At 47.7% G+C, this 17,676-nt stretch carries 16 protein-coding genes; 3 read left to right on the top strand and 13 right to left on the bottom strand.

What is annotated here, in order from left to right; all coding sequences use genetic code 11:
- Positions 1-327 precede the first annotated feature (327 nt).
- Complete coding sequence (locus AWM70_RS21335) at positions 328-1,224, top strand: SDR family oxidoreductase (protein ID WP_068699835.1); 897 nt, start codon at positions 328-330, stop codon at positions 1,222-1,224.
- 119 nt (positions 1,225-1,343) lie between these two features.
- On the opposite strand, the gene AWM70_RS21330 is transcribed toward AWM70_RS21335, so the two are convergent.
- On the bottom strand, positions 1,344-2,411 hold the full coding sequence (locus AWM70_RS21330) for a glycosyltransferase family 4 protein (RefSeq protein WP_068699832.1): 1,068 nt from the start codon (positions 2,409-2,411) through the stop codon (positions 1,344-1,346).
- Positions 2,408-3,430: an NAD-dependent epimerase gene (locus AWM70_RS21325; RefSeq protein WP_068699830.1), complete on the bottom strand. Its 1,023-nt coding sequence runs from the start codon at positions 3,428-3,430 to the stop codon at positions 2,408-2,410. The genes AWM70_RS21330 and AWM70_RS21325 overlap by 4 nt, the downstream gene beginning before the upstream one ends.
- Before the next feature lie 185 nt (positions 3,431-3,615).
- On the opposite strand from AWM70_RS21325, the gene AWM70_RS21320 reads away from it, so the two are divergent.
- Positions 3,616-4,515, top strand: a complete 900-nt coding sequence (locus tag AWM70_RS21320) for a glycosyltransferase family 4 protein (protein WP_068699829.1) — start codon at positions 3,616-3,618, stop codon at positions 4,513-4,515.
- Between the two features lie 75 nt (positions 4,516-4,590).
- Here the strand turns inward: AWM70_RS21320 and AWM70_RS21315 are convergent, their stop codons facing one another.
- Positions 4,591-5,721, bottom strand: a complete 1,131-nt coding sequence (locus AWM70_RS21315; protein ID WP_237167778.1) for a glycosyltransferase family 2 protein — start codon at positions 5,719-5,721, stop codon at positions 4,591-4,593.
- A 108-nt stretch (positions 5,722-5,829) separates the two neighbouring features.
- Here AWM70_RS21315 and AWM70_RS21310 point away from each other — a divergent pair, with 108 nt between their 5' ends.
- Positions 5,830-6,525, top strand: coding sequence for a GT-D fold domain-containing glycosyltransferase (locus tag AWM70_RS21310; RefSeq protein ID WP_237167777.1), 696 nt, complete (start codon positions 5,830-5,832; stop codon positions 6,523-6,525).
- Between the two features lie 163 nt (positions 6,526-6,688).
- On the opposite strand, the gene AWM70_RS21305 is transcribed toward AWM70_RS21310, so the two are convergent.
- The 10 genes from AWM70_RS21305 to AWM70_RS21265 all read right to left on the bottom strand — a co-directional run bounded on the left by AWM70_RS21305 (position 6,689) and on the right by AWM70_RS21265 (position 17,609).
- Positions 6,689-8,020, bottom strand: coding sequence for a nucleotide sugar dehydrogenase (locus tag AWM70_RS21305; protein WP_068699822.1), 1,332 nt, complete (start codon positions 8,018-8,020; stop codon positions 6,689-6,691).
- On the bottom strand, positions 8,005-9,003 hold the full coding sequence (locus AWM70_RS21300; RefSeq protein ID WP_068699820.1) for an SDR family NAD(P)-dependent oxidoreductase: 999 nt from the start codon (positions 9,001-9,003) through the stop codon (positions 8,005-8,007). The genes AWM70_RS21305 and AWM70_RS21300 overlap by 16 nt, the downstream gene beginning before the upstream one ends.
- Before the next feature lie 255 nt (positions 9,004-9,258).
- Positions 9,259-10,194, bottom strand: a complete 936-nt coding sequence (locus AWM70_RS21295; RefSeq protein ID WP_068699818.1) for a glycosyltransferase family protein — start codon at positions 10,192-10,194, stop codon at positions 9,259-9,261.
- 102 nt (positions 10,195-10,296) lie between these two features.
- Complete coding sequence (gene ltrA, locus AWM70_RS21290; protein ID WP_068693337.1) at positions 10,297-11,688, bottom strand: group II intron reverse transcriptase/maturase; 1,392 nt, start codon at positions 11,686-11,688, stop codon at positions 10,297-10,299.
- Positions 11,689-12,151: 463 nt separating this feature from the next.
- Entirely contained in the window at positions 12,152-12,559 is a 408-nt protein-coding gene (locus tag AWM70_RS21285; protein WP_068699816.1) for a hypothetical protein, read from the bottom strand.
- 279 nt (positions 12,560-12,838) lie between these two features.
- Positions 12,839-13,204: a YhfM domain-containing protein gene (locus AWM70_RS24405; RefSeq protein ID WP_472461979.1), complete on the bottom strand. Its 366-nt coding sequence runs from the start codon at positions 13,202-13,204 to the stop codon at positions 12,839-12,841.
- Positions 13,205-13,591: 387 nt separating this feature from the next.
- Positions 13,592-14,185 carry a GNAT family N-acetyltransferase gene (locus AWM70_RS21270; protein ID WP_068699810.1) on the bottom strand — a complete coding sequence of 198 codons (594 nt, stop codon included), beginning with the start codon at positions 14,183-14,185 and terminating at the stop codon, positions 13,592-13,594.
- Between the two features lie 1,010 nt (positions 14,186-15,195).
- On the bottom strand, positions 15,196-15,348 hold the full coding sequence (locus AWM70_RS23590) for a hypothetical protein (RefSeq protein WP_169823485.1): 153 nt from the start codon (positions 15,346-15,348) through the stop codon (positions 15,196-15,198).
- 449 nt (positions 15,349-15,797) lie between these two features.
- Positions 15,798-15,893: a competence inhibitor ComI gene (gene comI / locus AWM70_RS23995; RefSeq protein WP_229752580.1), complete on the bottom strand. Its 96-nt coding sequence runs from the start codon at positions 15,891-15,893 to the stop codon at positions 15,798-15,800.
- Between the two features lie 522 nt (positions 15,894-16,415).
- Positions 16,416-17,609 carry a transposase gene (locus tag AWM70_RS21265; protein ID WP_016311143.1) on the bottom strand — a complete coding sequence of 398 codons (1,194 nt, stop codon included), beginning with the start codon at positions 17,607-17,609 and terminating at the stop codon, positions 16,416-16,418.
- Positions 17,610-17,676 lie beyond the last annotated feature (67 nt).

Raw genomic sequence — 17,676 nt, 5'->3', positions numbered from 1 at the left:
CACCGTCACTCCTCTCTCATGAAAATCTATATCTCTATTATTTGTGATTTTTTTCACTTGAACTGTTAAAAAGATCACATTTTCCAGAGAAATTTCTTACTTTTTAATTGCCTAAATCTTAGGCGACTTGAGCGAATATTATTATACCTTGGCTGTCCAGAGGCTTTCAGTGAAGGAAGACACATCCGGGCGATCTGCTGTAGGGAAGCATGCTTTATGTTTAAAAGAGCAGCTTCCCGGTTACATACTTGTGGGTTTGCACAGACAGACTATGCCAAGGCTCTATAACGAAAGTTGAAACTTTCTATTCTTAAAGGAGGTACCACCATGACTGATCCATATACCCTGCAGGACCCGACAACACAATATCCCAAGGCTGGACCGGAGTTTGAGCAGCAGCAAAAGGCGCCTGGACTGCAAAAGGAAATGACGCCTGTTCCGGATTGCGGCGAGGAAAGCTACCGCGGCACAGGCCGGCTGGCCGGACGCAAAGCGATTGTAACCGGGGCGGACAGCGGGATCGGGCGCGCAGTGGCCATTGCTTTTGCCCGTGAAGGCGCCGACGTTCTCCTCTCCTATTTGCCGGAAGAAGAAGCGGATGCCAAGCAGGTGGTAGCGCTCATAGAGGAAGCCGGACGCAAAACGGTCGCTTTGCCGGGAGATCTGAAGGACAAAACTTATTGTGAGAAGCTTGTCTCTACAGCCGTTCAGGAGTTCGGAGGTCTGGACATTCTGGCGAATGTGGCAGGCAAGCAGCAGTTCGTAAAGGACATCGCCGACTTGACCGACGAGCAGTTCGACGAGACGTTCAAAACCAATGTCTATTCCCTGTTCTGGATCTGCAAAGCAGCCCTGAAACAGATGAAACCGGGAAGCAGCATCATCAATACAACGTCCATTCAAGCCTATAAGCCGTCGCCGATTCTGCTGGACTACGCGACCACCAAAGCGGCGATCAATACGTTCACCAAGTCCCTGGCTCAGCAGGTTGCCAGCAAAGGCATCCGCGTTAATGCCGTCGCCCCGGGACCGGTTTGGACTCCGCTGCAAATTACTGGCGGCCAGCCGCAAGAGGTGCTGAAGGAATTTGGCAGCCAAACACCGCTTGGCCGTCCAGGCCAACCTGCCGAGATGGCGCCTGCTTACGTGTTCCTCGCTAGTCCGGAATCGAGTTACGTAAGTGGCGAGACGCTGAATGCCAATGGCGGAACACCAACGCCGTAATTTGGGGAATAGACAACCCCCTCTTTCTGTCGGAAGAGGGGGTTTCACTGTCTTATTTTCCTTTAGGGTGCTTTCGGTGAACATGCAAGTGCGATGACCTTAGGGGATAGCTTGATCGGCTAGATTCGGGCCAATAACCCCAAATATCGTTTCGCGTATACGGAAGGGCTGTACTCCTCCCTGATCGTAGTTAATCCATTGGCGATCAAAGCAGCCCGCTGCTTCTCATCCCCCATGGCCCCAGCTGCATATTGTACAGCCAGCGCAATGTTGCCGGGTTTATACAACAAGCCGTTTACCCTATGCGTAATGATTTCATTTTTCCCGGGGACGTCTGAGCTAACGATGGGCACGCCGACAGCCATGGGCTCAAGAATATGATTGCCGAGCCCTTCGCGGAGAGAAGGCGAGAGGATAATGCCGCCGGAGCGTCTGACTTCCGAGAAAACCTCCGGCATATAATGATTCGGGATGTTGTACATAAAACGGCTGATATCCTTCAAACCATTCCTCATACACTCCTGCTGAACCTTCGCCAGTTCCTCTCTATTGGTAGGATTGCAGATGAACCAAGGCTCTATTTTGTCTATCTTGTTTAGCTGGCCGCAAATCCGCGCAAATTCAAACCAGTTCTTGCTTCTTTCCATTCTGGCTGCAAACGCAACAACTTTACGCCCTCCTGCCGGGCTGGGGCAGTCCTTCCATTTCCGTTCCCCGGGAGCAATCATATGAAACATAGGATCAACGGCGTTTCCATCTACAAGAACCTGAACATAAGGCGGTACATGAGCCATGACCAGCGGCTTTAAATATTTGGCAATACACATGACAGCATGAACCCTTCTATGGCGGCTGATGGATTGCAAGGTAGCGGCAATTTCCCGGTTCCATCCTCTAACTTCGTAGAGAACCTTACCTTTATAAGTTCTCGGAACGCATGGAAGAAAATGAAGCGTATAAATAAAGGAGATCACATCGTAATTTCCGGTTATTATCTTTTTCTGAAACTCACCTGGGCTCCGCAAATAATAATGAACGATATCTTTAAAAATATACTCCCCTTCACTTTTCTCCAGAAAAACAACTTCGGACTGGACTCCTTGAGCCCTAAGAGCACGGATCCGGTTCCGCAGAGTGGTCTGCAATCCACCTTCGCGGGAGCTGGGGGCAACGTACAAAATCCTCATTTCTTCGGCCCCCCGTCTTTGCCGTAATAATCGGTATACCAATCCACGAACCGGCCAATCCCTTCCCGAATGGAGGTCCGCGGTTTAAAACCCGTCACTTTAAACAAGTCCGTCACGTCTGCATAGGTCTCGGTTACATCGCCGGGTTGGAGCGGCAGCAGTTCTATTGAAGCGGTTAAGCCGAGTTTCTCTTCTAAAGCCATGATGAAATCCATCAGAGGAACCGGGTTATGGTTGCCGATATTGTAAATTTTGTAGGGAGCTGAGCTGGCTCCGGGAATCGGAAGCTCGCCGCTCCAATTGGAGTCCGGTTTAGGCGGAAGCGGAATGAGCCGGACAATGCTTTCCACAATGTCGTCTATATAAGTAAAATCCCTTTTCATTCTGCCGTAATTGAACAATTGAATCGGTTTGCCCTCCAATATAGCTTGGGTGAAGCGAAATAAAGCCATATCCGGTCTTCCCCAAGGGCCATAAACCGTAAAGAAACGCAGCCCCGTTGTGGGCAGTCCAAACAGATGGCTGTAAGCATGCGCCATAAGTTCGTTGGATTTTTTGGTCGCGGCATACAGGCTGATGGGATGATCAACCGGCTGTTCCGTCGAGAACGGCATAGTCTTATTGAGACCGTACACGGAACTTGTAGAGGCGTAGATGAGATGGCGAATGCCCAGATGACGGCAGTTCTCCAGCACGTTCAGGAACCCTACGACATTGGACTGAATGTAAGTATGAGGGTGATCCAGGCTGTGCCGCACTCCTGCCTGAGCTGCAAAATGAACAACGGTTTGGGGACGAAACTGTTCGAATAACCGCTTCAGGGCCCCCTGATCCTCCAGGCTTCCTTGTACGAATAGGAAATTGGGGTGATCCAGCTGCTTCAATCTATCTCTCTTAAGTGAAACCTCATAATAATCATTCAAATTATCAAACCCGGCGACGACGTGGCCGTCCTCTAGCAGTCGCTTGGAAACATGAAACCCGATAAATCCGGCACAGCCGGTTACAAGAATATGCACTACTAATCCTCCTTCGAAGCATTTTCCAGAAAACCATTCCCTACAGAATATGTAGGGTCATGCAGGAAGGAACGGCCTTTCTACTTGCTCGGGATGAATATTTTTCTCTTTACCCATTCAAGTTCATGGTAGTTTTCATAAATTATTAGGAACGTAGATCCATAGATAAGGAAGGACGCGATAACATGAAAATCCTGTTGGTCGCCGATTATCCCGGTTGGGCATTTGATCATATTGCCAAAGACTTATCCGCTCTCCGCTTAAATGGAATTCAATTTGAAATCGACTATTATTCGAATGTGACGGCTGCCCATACAGCTAAATATGACCTCATCTACCCGATGGCGGTTTCGATTGCCCAGAGACTGCATCAAGCCGGAATCCCCTTGGAGAAAATGGCAACCGGCATAAGCTCACTGGTCCCCTATGAGTCCTATCTTGCCAGCGGCAGATTCCCGGGGGAGCTTTTGCGTTTTATCCGCAGCATGCGTGGTGTGAACACTTATTCAGAAGAAATCATCCGTTTGTTCAAGCCCTACCTGCCTGTTCGCAGGACAAGGGTAGGCATTGATACAGCTCTTTTCAAACCGGCCGCCAGCAGGAAGAACAACTCTTTTAGAGTAGGCTGGGTAGGAAGAATTGATCTCCCTTCCCGCCGCGAGTTGAAGGGATATGATCTGGTTCGGTCCGCATTACAAGGCTTGAAGGTCGAACTTGATATCCGAACCTATAAGGAACAATATGTTCCGCGTGAACAAATGATCGGATATTACCAACGGCTCGACTGCCTGATTTGTTCCAGCCGGACGGAAAGCATTCCCTTTCCCGTATTGGAGGCTGCCTCCTGCGGAGTGCCTATTATTTCGACCCAAGTCGGAATTGTGCCCGAGCTGATCCGCAACAAAGTGAACGGAATCATCATCCCCCGGACGGCAAATGCGATCAGGAAAGAGGTCATGAAATTAATGAGCTATCCTAGCGAATGCGAGAAGCTGGGGCGGAATGTGAGAAACACGGTTGTTCATCAGTGGTCTTGGGATGTCTGCAAGAGAGAGTGGGAGGCCTTTTTTAAATCGTTGTTATAGCTGGACTGACCGCCACAACCCGATTTAATGGAAAGACGCCCTCGCGTATTTAGCGGGGCGTCTTTCTGTTTTCATTTATTCCTTGTCGGGGGTTTCAGTATTTGTGCCTTCGGAAAGGTTCGTAGACGCTGTAAAGCCGAGGGCCTGCTCCAGCCGCTTCTTGTTCTCCAGCAGATTGGCTTCGCCCGGCAGATACGAAAGGGCGTGATTGTTATGCTCTAACGCCTGCTGCAGGAGACCAAGCCGTGCATAACAGAAACAAAGCTGAACATGGGGCACCCATGTCTGATAGGCTGCGTTCACTACCCCCATATAGCCTTCCGGCAGCCGGGACTCCAGCGCCCGGTTATACCAGTAGACCGCAAGCCCCCACTCCTCCTTTGCCTCGAAACACCCGGCTATCGCGCAGGAAATATCGGCGTGTGGAACGTCATATTGGAACGATTTAAGCAGCATATCCAGCTGCTTATCCTTCTGTCCAAGATGGTGGTAGCATTCGGCAAGCTTCGCGCACGCGGCAATCCGGTCCTCCCGGTAACCGATCGGCTCCCCGAAATACGTCTCGTAACAAGCCGCAGCCTCCGGATACCGCTTCTGATCGAGCAGCTCATTTGCATAAAAAAACAAAGTACGGCCTTCCAGCTTGCCGCTCTTTTCGATCCATTTTTGAAAAATCGCCATGTTTCTTGCCGAATGGTCGCCTTCGCGGTGATGGGATACAGCGATGTCCGTGTCCAGCACTTTACCGCCCTTCACATTCAAATATTCATGCACCGGGTTAAACCAGCGGTAACCTTGGCTCCGTTTGACCAAACGGTACCGGCGTGAGCTGGCAATCGCATTGCCATTCGGGTCAAACGCCAGATCGTAATTAAAAATAATAGCATCCGGTTCCCAGGACAACGACTGCTTTAATTCCGCGAACTTGGCGCGGTCTTTCTCGTAGAGCACGTCATCGGCGTCAAGCCACATGATATAATCCCTCGTTGCCTGCTCAAACGAATAGTTGCGGGCAGCCGCAAAATCATCCGTCCATTCCCAATCCAGTACACGGTCCGTATAACCGGCCGCAATCTCTTTTGTACGGTCTGAGGAACCGGTATCAACAATGATAATCTCATCCACCAAGTCGCGTACAGAATCAAGGCAGCGGCTGAGCACCTTTGCTTCATCTTTGACAATCATACACAAACTGACTGTTATCAATGACAGTCCTCCTTCTCGACTTCTTGCTTGTGTCCGTCCAATCGCTCTGGTCCGGGCAGCCATAGGATATATTCAAAACACTACCGTTTAGGAGGAATGATCCCTGGTATGCTCCATTTTAACGATATGCTCGAAAGGATTCGGACGGCACTTGATCATAAACAACCTTTATCCTTCGTGAGAATCGGGGACGGGGAAAATCTGATTTTGGCTCAAAATTCCGTTTGGACGATAGAACAGGTGCTTCAAGAGGAATGGGCAAAAAAAGCCAATATGGGGAAGAAAGGTGTAACTCTGCCTAATATCGCCTTGAGGGATGAAATGGTAGCTGTGCTGAAAAAAGCCGATATCGTCGGCATTCTCCCCCCAGGCGACCAAACGATCGGAGTCCGTGAATATTTAAAAAGAGAATTGACGGATCAGGTGTTCACCTACTTCAACATTCGTCCTCGCAGCATCTGCCATGCAAGCCTTAACCGCAAGCTGGCCATTTATCCCGGATTCTGGGATATGCTCCGCAAACATAGAGTGCTTATCATTACCTCCAAAGCCAGCGAATTCCGCAAGGTGCTGGAGAGCAAGCCTTATGGACTTCACATTGTTAATGCCCTGCCCTTCTCGCATTATAAAGATATGGCAAGGATTCAAAAATGGTTAATGGCCTATCCCGACTCTTTTGACATTGCCCTTATATCCTGCGGGGTTAATGCCGTCGTTCTGGCGCAGATGGTCCGGGATCTGACCGGCAAAATCGGCATTGATTTTGGGAAGGGACGAAACCTCCTGTTAAAAGAGAAGTTTTGAAAGGAATATCCGCAGGATGGAAGCATGGCCCCCCCTTTGGTTCAGTTAAATATTCACTCTGATCAGCTTATTATACACGTCGAGTTACTCGTCCTTTATAGTCATAAGCCACCGGCTGTCAGGCCGGTGGCTTTCTTTCTCTTGTTCTCTTTGATTAGAACAGTTAATCACGAAGCGGAATCCCGGCATTCCCCTCCGAATCCGGGGTTCCCCCGCCAAGCCGTATAACTTTTGCTGTCCCTTGCATGCCTTTCAAAGCATTCCGGGTATCATAGACAAGCGGTATTTGATCTATAAGCTGCTGGAGCGGGAGACCCTCATGGTTCACGGCAATAATCGCACAGTCATATTCGGACTGACTGACTGGATTCCCGGAAATATGGACACTGGTCAGCAGCTTCCCTTGCACCCTTACCTCATGCACATAAGGATCATAATAAGACACTGCCGCTCCGTCCTGTTGAAGGCATTCAATCAATTGAATGGCACTGGATTCCCGGGTATCATCAATATTCGGCTTGAATGCGACTCCTACTACCAGAATCTTCACACCCGATAAGGACTCTCGGGATAAAGCTTCCTTGATCCGTTCCACGATATATCGGGGCATTCTATGGTTGATTTCTCTTGAAGCGGCAATAAAGGAACTCGTTGCTCCGAATTGCTTAGCTCTCCATTGCAGGTACAGCGGATCGACGGGAATACAATGTCCGCCCGCCCCGGGACTTGGAAAGAAAGCCGAGAAGCCAAACGGCTTGGAGCGGGCCGCTTCAATAACCTCCCAGACATCTATGCCCATGCTGTTGCAGAGCTGAGCGATTTCATTAATAAAGGAGATATTGACGAAACGATACGTATTCTCCAGCAGCTTAGTCATTTCGGCGGCATCCGTGGATGAAATCCTTACCACCGTTTGAAAGACTGTCTTATATACGTCCTCAACTGCTCTGGCGCACTTATCCGTTATTCCGCTGACTACCTTGGGAATGACTTCAAGCGGATAGTGCCGGTTGCCCGGATCAACACGCTCTGGCGAATATCCCAGAAATACATCTGTTCCTACGCTTAAACCGCTTTGCTCCAGCAGGGGTTTCAAAACTTCTCTAGTCGTTCCGGGGTAGGTAGAGCTCTCAAGCACGATGATCTGTCCGCGGCGAAGATGATCACGGATGCTGGCTGCCGCCTGCATCAAATAAGTCAGGTCCGGCTCATCATCCCCGTTTAACGGCGTCGGAACGCAAATGATAATAACATCGGCTTCTCTTAAACGGTGCATTTCCCTCGTTGCAGAAAACTGCCGTCTTTGGGCGGACTCTTTCACTTGTTGATCTGGTATATCCTGAATGTAGCTTCTTCCTTCTTTCAGGAGCTGAAGTTTCCTCTCATCCAAATCAATGCCGGTCACTTTATATCCTTGTTTACTGAATGCAAGCGCCAGCGGCAGCCCAACATAACCAAGCCCGACAACGGCAACTTTTTTTAGACGATTTCCCACTTATATCCCCCCTCTCTTAATAACTCTGCGATCGCTTCTTCATCCATTAATTCCGTGTTGGAGTGATACTCTTCAAAAGCTACCTTGTTTAAATGGGCATACCGTTCATATTTGCCATATACGCTGGAAGAAGGAAGAATCATATAATATTGTTCGGAGAACTGGCGGGTATAAGGCACTTCGTTTTTGGAAATAAGCAGCTCATCCAGTCTTTCTCCGGGGCGCATGCCGATCTCTTGGAAAGGCAATGACTTGCCTCCCGAAAGCTTCATTAAAACCTTGGCAAGATCGACAATCCGGCAAGCCTTCATCTTCATGACAAAGGTCTCCCCACCTACTGATTCTTTGGCCACAATCACTAACAGCCGGATCGCTTCTGTAATGGTAAGAAAGAAACGGGTCATTTCATGGTGGGTAATCGTTACTTCTTTGCCCTTACGAATCTGATCCAAAAATAACGGCACAACACTGCCGCTCGTTCCCAGCACATTGCCTCCCCGCACACAAACAAACCGGGTACGGTCAGTAAGCAGATTAGCACGGATCATTAACTTCTCCCCAAGAGCCTTGGTTAAACCATATGTGTTCATAGGATCGACGGCTTTGTCCGTAGAGACATTAATGACCTTCTTGACCCGCTGCTTAATACTCGCACGAATGATATTTTCAGTTCCAAGCACATTTGTCTTAAGCGCTTCGCTCGGCTGTTCCTCACAAATATCGACATGCTTGAGCGCCGCTAAATGGAACAGATAATCAACTTTATGACACGCCTCTTCAACGGCCTCATAATCTCGTATGTCTCCGATAACGAACCGCAGACGAGGATCCTGATGAAGTTCCCTCTTCATCAGAACCTGCGCATATTCGTTGCGGGACAGGATTCTGAGCTCTTTGGGATGCTCTTCTAATAGGGCTTCCGCCAGCTTTCGCCCCCACGACCCCGTTCCTCCTGTAATCAGGATAGTTTTGTTACGAAACATACTTCCTCCTCCTTGGGTGCAGATCTATCATTCGCGGAGTCTGATAGATAGTTCAAACGCAGATCCCCACCTGTAAATTTGTCTAGGAAACCGATGCGGCGATGTTCGATCCTCTTGTTGAGGCCACATGTAGTTTGCATAGCCGGTGCTAAACTTCTATATAATTTATGAAAGAATACAAGAAAAGGTATGGACGATCTGCTCAAGAGAGAGGAAAACGGTCCTTTATCGTATGGCTGAAAGACTACAGGATATTTATGCTCCGGTGCGGATCATCGAGCGCACCATTTGTATAAACTCCGCCGCACGAATAGCGGAAGTATGCCGTTTATGGACAAATTCGTAACCTTGCCGCGCTATCTTCAGCACCGCCGCCTGGTTCCGCCGGGCACTGTAGAAATCGGCTTGCTCCCTGAAATCTTCTTCCGTTATGGAAACAAAATGTTTTCCCGGTTCAAAGCCCAAGGCCAAGAGGTCTTCATTGCAGGGCGCGAGCAGCAGCGTATTGCAGGCAAGCACCTCAAAATATTTGCGCAGCGGATAATGAAGAATCGAGTCACATGAAAGGAAAATCCGGCTCCTGTTGATTTCTTTGGCATAGTTCTCGCCGATCCAGGCATCCGTGCCGCAGGGGAATTGCAGATAACCAGGGTGCTCGTGATAAACAAACCCCGGACGGCCTTGGAAATGATTGAGCATCTGATAGCGCAGCGGATAATATTTTTGTTCTACGAATCCCATGAGCAGCAGGTCAATGCTTTTTGCTTGATTGTAATCATGAAAAATGGGAGCATGAGCGAAATGCGGCAGCCATCTCATTTTTGAAACGAGTTCAGGATACCTGTCAATAAAAGCGCTGCGGTACATCGTGAAGATGACAGGCACTTGATTCTGCTGGATGAAGGCTTTGCGCCCTTTAACATCAAAGTGGAGGTCATGCATGATAATGCCCCAGGGGATGGACAGACGAGAAAGGCCTTCTATTCTCGGGCAGTGGGTATTTCGATAATCGTTAAGAAGGATAAAGTCAGGCGTAAAGGGCAGCTGTTTGAGAATGACTGAAATGTCGCCGTCCTCGAAATGAAGCGCAATATCTGCATAAGGCAGCAGCTCCTGATAAAAGTAATGGAAGCTCCGTTCCATATGCCGGCTGAAGTCCCGCGTAATCAACAGCAATTTAAGCTTCCTCATTGAATCCCGCCTCCGTTCATCTGATCGAGTAGGAGGGGGTGACTAACCCCCGTCCTCTCACACCACCGTACATGCGGGTCCGCATACGGCGGTTCCAAAAGGTTAACAAAGCTCCAAATAACGAGAAAGCAAACTTTTCAGCCCTTTCGCTTCCCAGTAGGAAGTCGGAAGGGCGTTGTTTGTGTTTCGGGACATTTCCCATGCACCTCGTCTAGAGTTGCCCATCGCAAAGCAAGCCCACTCTGGAACGCCTAGATTTCGCAGTTCGCGGATTCGGGTTCCCACCCGTTTCCACTGTTTCCAGAGGCACATGCGTAATCTCCTGCGAATCCATTGGTCGAATCTTTCACAGTGGCTCTTCGCCGATGCGATTCGGAAATATCCAATCCAGCCGATGAGGTAGCGGTTTAATTGCATAATCCTGTTTTCCATGGACATCGACCGCGTTCGGCTCGTCAGCTCCCGTACCTTCTCCTTGAATCGCGAGATGGTTTGTGGGGCTAAACAAATTGTCGCTTTCTTGTCCCTCAGGAAACTAAAGCCGAGGAACTTTCGGTTCCACGGGCGGTCTACCGCACTTTTCTCTCGATTCACTTTCAGTTTCAGCTTTCCTTCTACAAAGCGTGTTACCGACTCCATGACGCGTTCGCCCGCACGTTTGCTGGCGACGAAGATGTTGCAGTCGTCCGCATAGCGGACAAATCGCAGTCCTCGTTCCATTAGCTCCTTGTCCAAGTCATCCAGCAATATGTTCGCTAAAAGCGGACTCAGGGGCCCACCCTGCGGCGTTCCTTCTCGGCTGCGCTCCAGCTTTCCATCTACCATCACTCCAGCGTTCAGGTAGGCACGGATCAGTGTCAGCACTCTTTTGTCCTCCACTTTCCGCGCCACTCTTGCCATCAGTATGTCGTGGTTTACCCGGTCAAAGAATTTCTCCAGATCGAGATCCACGACCCATCTCAGGCCGCTTTGGATATATCTTTGGGCTTGTTTCACGGCGTCGTGGGCACTCTTTCCCGGTCGAAAGCCATAGCTATACCACGAGAATTGCGTGTCAAAGATCGGGTTCATGACTTGTAAAAGGGCTTGCTGGAGAAAGCGGTCCATCACGGTCGGGATGCCTAACAGCCGTACATCGCCTCCGGGTTTGGGGATTTCCACCCGTTTGACTGGCGCAGGTCTGTAGGTACCTGCTAGAAGTTTAGCTTTCGCCGATTCCCAGTGTGTTTTCAAGTAAGCTTGTAGATTCGCTACCGTTACTTGGTCCACACCGGGCGCTCCTCCGTTCTCTACCACTCGTTTATAGGCGAGCCGAAGGTTATCTCCTTCGAGCATTCGCTCCAGCAAGTTGTTCTTTGCTTCGCGAGAGGAAGGGGCGACTTGTGCCGACAAAGAACTCGGCGCTCCGGCATACCCTGGCGGCTTCACCGCTTCTCTTTGCCGCAAGCTCTCTGGCGAGATATTCTGCTGTCGTTGCTCTTCGTACGAACGCATCGGTTTCCTCTCTCCTTTCGGTTCAGCCCTTCCGTAGGCTGTTGCAACAGCTTACGTACTATGGCCTCTGCTGACTCCTGCCGGTTCAGCGTAGCCTCTCGGCTACGGTTACAAGTTTTTTTTTTTCTTGCCTATCCGGCAGGCCTCCCCAGATAAGAACGTCATCTTTCCGCCCGCAACCACTGGAGTCTACAGGATTAGCCCTTGGCGGCTTTGGATTTCGTTGTGTATGGGCAACTCATCCGACTGCTCCTGCCTCAAATCCAGTTCGTGTACCTTGGCTCGTGCTTTTGCCTCCAGCTTCCTTTGGATTCCACCTCGCGGTGGACACCCTTGCTCTTGGCTAGTGGTTGGTAACTACAAACCCCCACAGTGGACTTTCACCACCTAGTTAATCGCCATGCGTGGCACACTATAAAAAGAGGCAGGAATGGCTTCCTGCCCCTTTGTTTAGTGAACTGCCTTACAGTGCAGTAGCAGTACCCATAAATACTTCCGGACCATTGCGGATGGCCGTAGTAACGCCAGAAACAAATGCGGTATACACCGTTTCCAGTGCAGCAGGAGCAAGAAGATCCTGTGCTGCGAAAGAAACAACCTGTGTAGTTGCCATGGCTGTTACTACTCCTGAAGCCGTAAAAATAACATTCGCCGGCGAAAAGCTTGCTCCCCGAACGATTTGAACGGTATACGTGTCTCCGAAGTCCCCGCTGATCCCAACAGAGCCTGACAGCGTAACAAGCGGATTGGCTACACCCTGCGTTTGAAGACCGATAATGCCGAATAAAGCAGGCGTAGGGGTCAATGCCACTCCTGGCGCTCCAACGGTATTGGAGTTCATTGAGCTTCTAGAATCCAAAAAAGTACTCATTAGTAATTCACCTCCAAGTATTTTCTAAGTTAGTATATTGATAACTCTTATAGATGGAGTGGACAAAACTACTAAGGTACTTGCATATTTTTTATATTTCATGGTGTTGGGTTGAGAGACAAACGCCGGATAAGCGGGGAAGAGAACCGGTTTTGCTCGGACATAAAAAAAGAGAAGCCATACCTGCCGGCTGGTGAGCGGCAGAAAGCTTCATTTTAAATGGCTGTATTTTTTCATAGGAAGAAAAAGGCGTGAGGCAGGGAGTAGGCGTTGTTCATTTTATCTATAAACAATGTCCCTTAATTCATTGGCCTTATCTTTAGGGATCGAATAACCGTTCTCCGAATTGGATTGCTCCACTATTAATCCGTTATAATCCCGATTAGAGGTCAGCGAGAAATAAAAAACGCTTTGATTGCCATTTTTATAAGCAAGGGTCATTGTATATTCGGATTGATAATCCAACGCACCTGGAATCCTGTTCGCCTTCTCGATCGCGGCTTTAAATTTCTTCAATGTCTGATCGTCATCATAAAACTGGTTCTTGCAATCCCTATTGCTCAGACTCGGACTTTCTACACAGTCAAGGGCAATAGATTTCAAGCCGTGTCCAACTTTCAAGTCAGAACACCCTGCGCACAGCATAGTTACCAGCATGAACAATATGAAAAGAAGCCGTTTCATGATCATCTCCTGGAGGGTTAAGATTATCTGTTCAAATCCGATTGCCTAAATTGATAGATCAATAAAGTAATTAGGGAAATCAACGCCAGAACGGTTATTGGAGTTTTACTGTAGTGAGGCATTAATGTATTATTCAGCCTTACGATCATAAATAAGAAACTATACGCCATAATTGTTAGTAGAATGCTATTCAAATATTCTTCTTCCTTGTGCCTGAAGTTTGCGGCTAATGAGAATAGAAATCCAATGGATAGAACGATGTACATTAGCAGATGATCAGCTCCAATCGCAAGGCTAAAAGGGTCGGCTTTAGTGATTATTACCGGCACCCCAATCCCTTTCCTGCCTTCAATTATCATTCGTAAAAAGGCTATAATCTATCATTTTGCTCATGACCCAATGATTTTTCCCGAGACGCCGCGTCCGATGGAATCCTTGACGTTCGAATAACGTTGTTGTTCCGTTGTATAGAAAAGACCCTGAAACCGTTCGGCCTTCGGCGTCCTCCGGATAGCTTTCAACCGTCCCGCCTCCGAGCCTGGCTATTTCGTTCAAAGCACCCTCCAGGGCAGCTGAAGCTACGCCGCGTCCTCTATAATTTCGATCTACAAAGAGACAGGTAATTCTCCAACACGGTGCTTCGGTAAGACCTTTAAGATACTCCCGCTTATGTTTAATTCTCGGAAGCTCGTCGGAAGTCCCAAACTGACACCAGCCCACCACGTCCGGTCCATCGTAAACCAAAGTAGCATGAGCTCGTCCTTCCCGGACCCGGCATTCTTTCTCAGCACGATTTTGAGAAGCAGATTTATTGCGTCCGACTCCCTCCTCATGGAACGCCATACACCAACAGCCGCCCCACACCCCATTATTCTTCTCTACCAGCCGGGCAAAATCATCCCATGTACCTTCATCAAGAGGTTTTATTATAAATCCAGACATTCCTTAATCCCCCTCCAATCCTGTTTCCTATGTACCAAAGCAGTATGTTTAATCCCTGTTTTCGCTTTTTTCCACAGATCTTTTTATAAACAACCATACAATGACTATAATTAGAATCGCTAAAAGGCCAAATACTAAAAAATTATTAAAAAAAATGATGTTCTCAAAATGATCAGTATTCGTTGTTATTTCTGCCATAACAATTCCCTCCGATTTATACAAGCGGAAAATTCAATAACCTTCCCCATTGTACCCTAATATTCCATACGAGTGAGAAATGATCATTTTATTACTGACTATGCCGAAATAAATAATCCCGTAACGATAGAGAGGCCTATCATTTTCGCAACATCATGTTCGTTTCCTTGTCATCCAAAGAACGGCTGGGGCGTCCGCCAGATTGTTTGCCAATATGAAGTCCCAATAAATCAGGGTAAAACCACTTTGCTTTTTCAATTTAATCTGTATGGATGTTTGTCATGATCCGATTGACTTGCACGGGTAAGCTTCCTTAATTAACACATATATATTCTACGAAATGACTAAAAACCTTTCATCAAGAATCCAACTATTTTTTACTTTGGTATAAAAACTCAACTTCACCATCTAGCAAATATCGATATTCAAATAATTGCATGGTTCTTTCCCTAATCCTCTCCCTTATAACCTTCGCTAAGCTTATCGATCCTTGTGATCCAAGGTCACCCTTATTAATAAATGCCTTCTCTACAAATTTGGTTTCCTTTAAGTGATACTGTAACCAGTCTTTCTGAGATTCAATTAGTAAGCATTTGATCGTAAAATTCTCCAGTCAAATCATAGTTCCCAACGCTACTCGCCACATCAGGAGGCTGTTCAGAATTCAATATTTGATTTAGTTTTGCTGTTCAAGGCAGTCGATTGACTCATATTTTGACAAGATGAAATTACTATCGTAATAAAAATTAATAAGAGGATCTTACCCTTCATAGATGATCTCCCTAAATATTATGTTATGCGAAGTAGATTAGCTACAGTGAAGAATCTTTGATCTTTTTGAATTGATCATTTCCCGTTGCATCTTCTTCATTAATTGGTCCTATGACAGCCACATCGTCAATGATCCGTTCGTTAGGTTTTTTATTAGCACTTGATGGAATTTCATATAACGTTCCTATATTCATGAACCCGAGAGCCTTAAGTTGGAGCAATAGCGCAGCGGGTCGTTAGACTTAGGCTCGCAGGGTTGTCAGCAGCATCTGCTTCTTTGTCAATAACTTCTGCTGACCGAGGGGCATACGCCCTGATGCGTTAGTACTGTGTTATAAGATGCGAATACCTGCAAGTATGTTCTCTCACAACATTCAACTATCGTTCTCAGTTAGTTTAGATTTGTTAATAAAAAGACAGTACAAGTAATCCCTTTTTTTATACAGGTTTTATACAGGTTTTATACAGTTTTTTTATACACTTCATTTTCTTGGTTTTCAGTCAATTCCGTATATGTTATGATCGTTATAAGAAAACCGAGTGCGTCAACACTCGGCTATACAATTGGCTTGGATGGTTTATTCCCCTCTAAGTCATTTAAGGAACAAAACCCACCTTCGGCCGTCAACCTTGGGGTGGGTTTTTACTTTCTCTTGTTGTTGGAATTAATGTATGTTAAGAGGGCAAGGATAAACGTTCCGAAAAGGAACATTATTGTCAACGCATCTTTAACCTCCATGGCTTCACCTCCTTTCGAAGGGAAACCATGCCAACCCAAGATTCAATTGTACTTCCCCATTCTACCGTATATACCCATTCATTAACAGAATGTTCGTTCGCATTTATACAGTTTGCCGGAATTTCCTATAACGTTGTTGTATTCATGACGCCCCACCACCTTAAGCCACGAAGTGGCGGCCGCGATGCGGTTAGGTGGTGCGGGTGTGTCCGGCTGATTCCGCTTCTTCGCCACTGCCAATTGCATCTTCGAATCTACATCTTACTCCCGCCGGACCGAGGGGCCGTAGGGCCCCGAAACGTGAATACATTGTTATCGGAAGTTCGATTCATCATTGAGTTGCAAAAGAAGTTAATTAACATTAAATTGAGTATCTAACCATTTAAGATGAGTGTTTTGCATAATTCCGTTTCAGAGAAGAAGCGATAGCATATTCACTGTCGTTAAGGGGTAATTTTCGAAAATGGTATTATATGGATGAAGAAAAGGGCAGACTTGCAGAATTTTAGAACAGCTCGTTTTTTAAGCGGCAGCCCGTTTTGAATGATGAGAAACGGCGAGCGCAGATGCAAGCAGAACAATGGCATTCAAATACTGGTGAGTTGTGACTTTCTGAATGCCCCGGACATGTGCGGCGTCTGCCGTCAAATAGGTTTTCAATCGGGAGTTGCAGCGTTCTACGCTGGTTCGTTCATTGTAAAGTTCCTTCCAACGCTTTGTATCCCGATGAGGGATGCTGTATCGCCGGAGATCATCCTTCGCATTTACTTTGACGACCATTCCATAGTTTGAAGACGAGCAGGCAGCCATGCCAAGCGGACAGTCGACTTTACCCGTGGCATGCGGGCAGCGAAATTTATGCATATCGCCGTCAACTCCCCAGTATGTCATCGCATAACCCATGGAACAGCACGGTGTTCCGTTCGAGGTCATGCCAGCAGGCGGTTCCTTCTCCCCCCGAAGATTAAGGGGAATGATGGCTTGTGCCTTGACGTTGCGGGCGGCCTCATAAACTTTCATTTGGTCGTAGCCCGCATCGAGTATGAAAAATCGTGTGCTCGTCCTGGACGCTGTTTTCTCGATCAGGCCCGGCGCCATTTCTCCATCATTGACATGCGCCGGCGTTACTTCCAAGGCGATCGGCAATTCACTTTTCGTATCGACCGCCAGATGAATTTTGTAACCAAACCATGTGATTTTATTGCCGAAGGAATCAATTTTTGCGCCCCAGTTCGCATTACCCGTTTGCTCGCTTTTGCGTTTGGGCTGCTTTTTCTCGTAAGCGCGGAGAGCGGCGCTGTCTATGGCGACGTTACTGCCTTCTATGATACCTTCCTGCTGACAGCGTGTGACCAAATCCTCAAAAAGCCGTTTTGCCAAGTCCTTTCTCGTCAGTTCTGAGAAAACTCGGCTTAATGTGGATATGGAAGGAGCTTCTCGATCCAGCGGAAGACCACACTGATAACGAAACCGGAGATCCGTATCCAAACGCTTATGCAACCCTGAAAAGGTACTTATTCCTTCAAGCGGCGCAGCCAAGAGTGCTCGTAGAATACCTTGTCTGCAGTATCCCTCAGCGCCTCGGGGTGAACGGCTTCTCAGTTCCTTGGCATACGGTCTCAGATCGAGAGAGCTGAAGAAGATCGGCAATCTCTCCTTGGGTTGAATTTTTAAAAGTTCTTCGAAGGAAAACAGACATTCTTGGAGAATATACAAAGTGACTTCCTCCATCCTTGAGGTTTTTGGGTTTGGTCACTTGAAAACTTCTCCAAGTTGGGGTGAA

The organism is Paenibacillus yonginensis, assembly GCF_001685395.1.
GTDB lineage: Bacteria > Bacillota > Bacilli > Paenibacillales > Paenibacillaceae > Fontibacillus > Fontibacillus yonginensis.
Note: the sequence above shows the minus strand (reverse complement) of the source record. Positions and strands in the feature narration are given on the sequence as shown.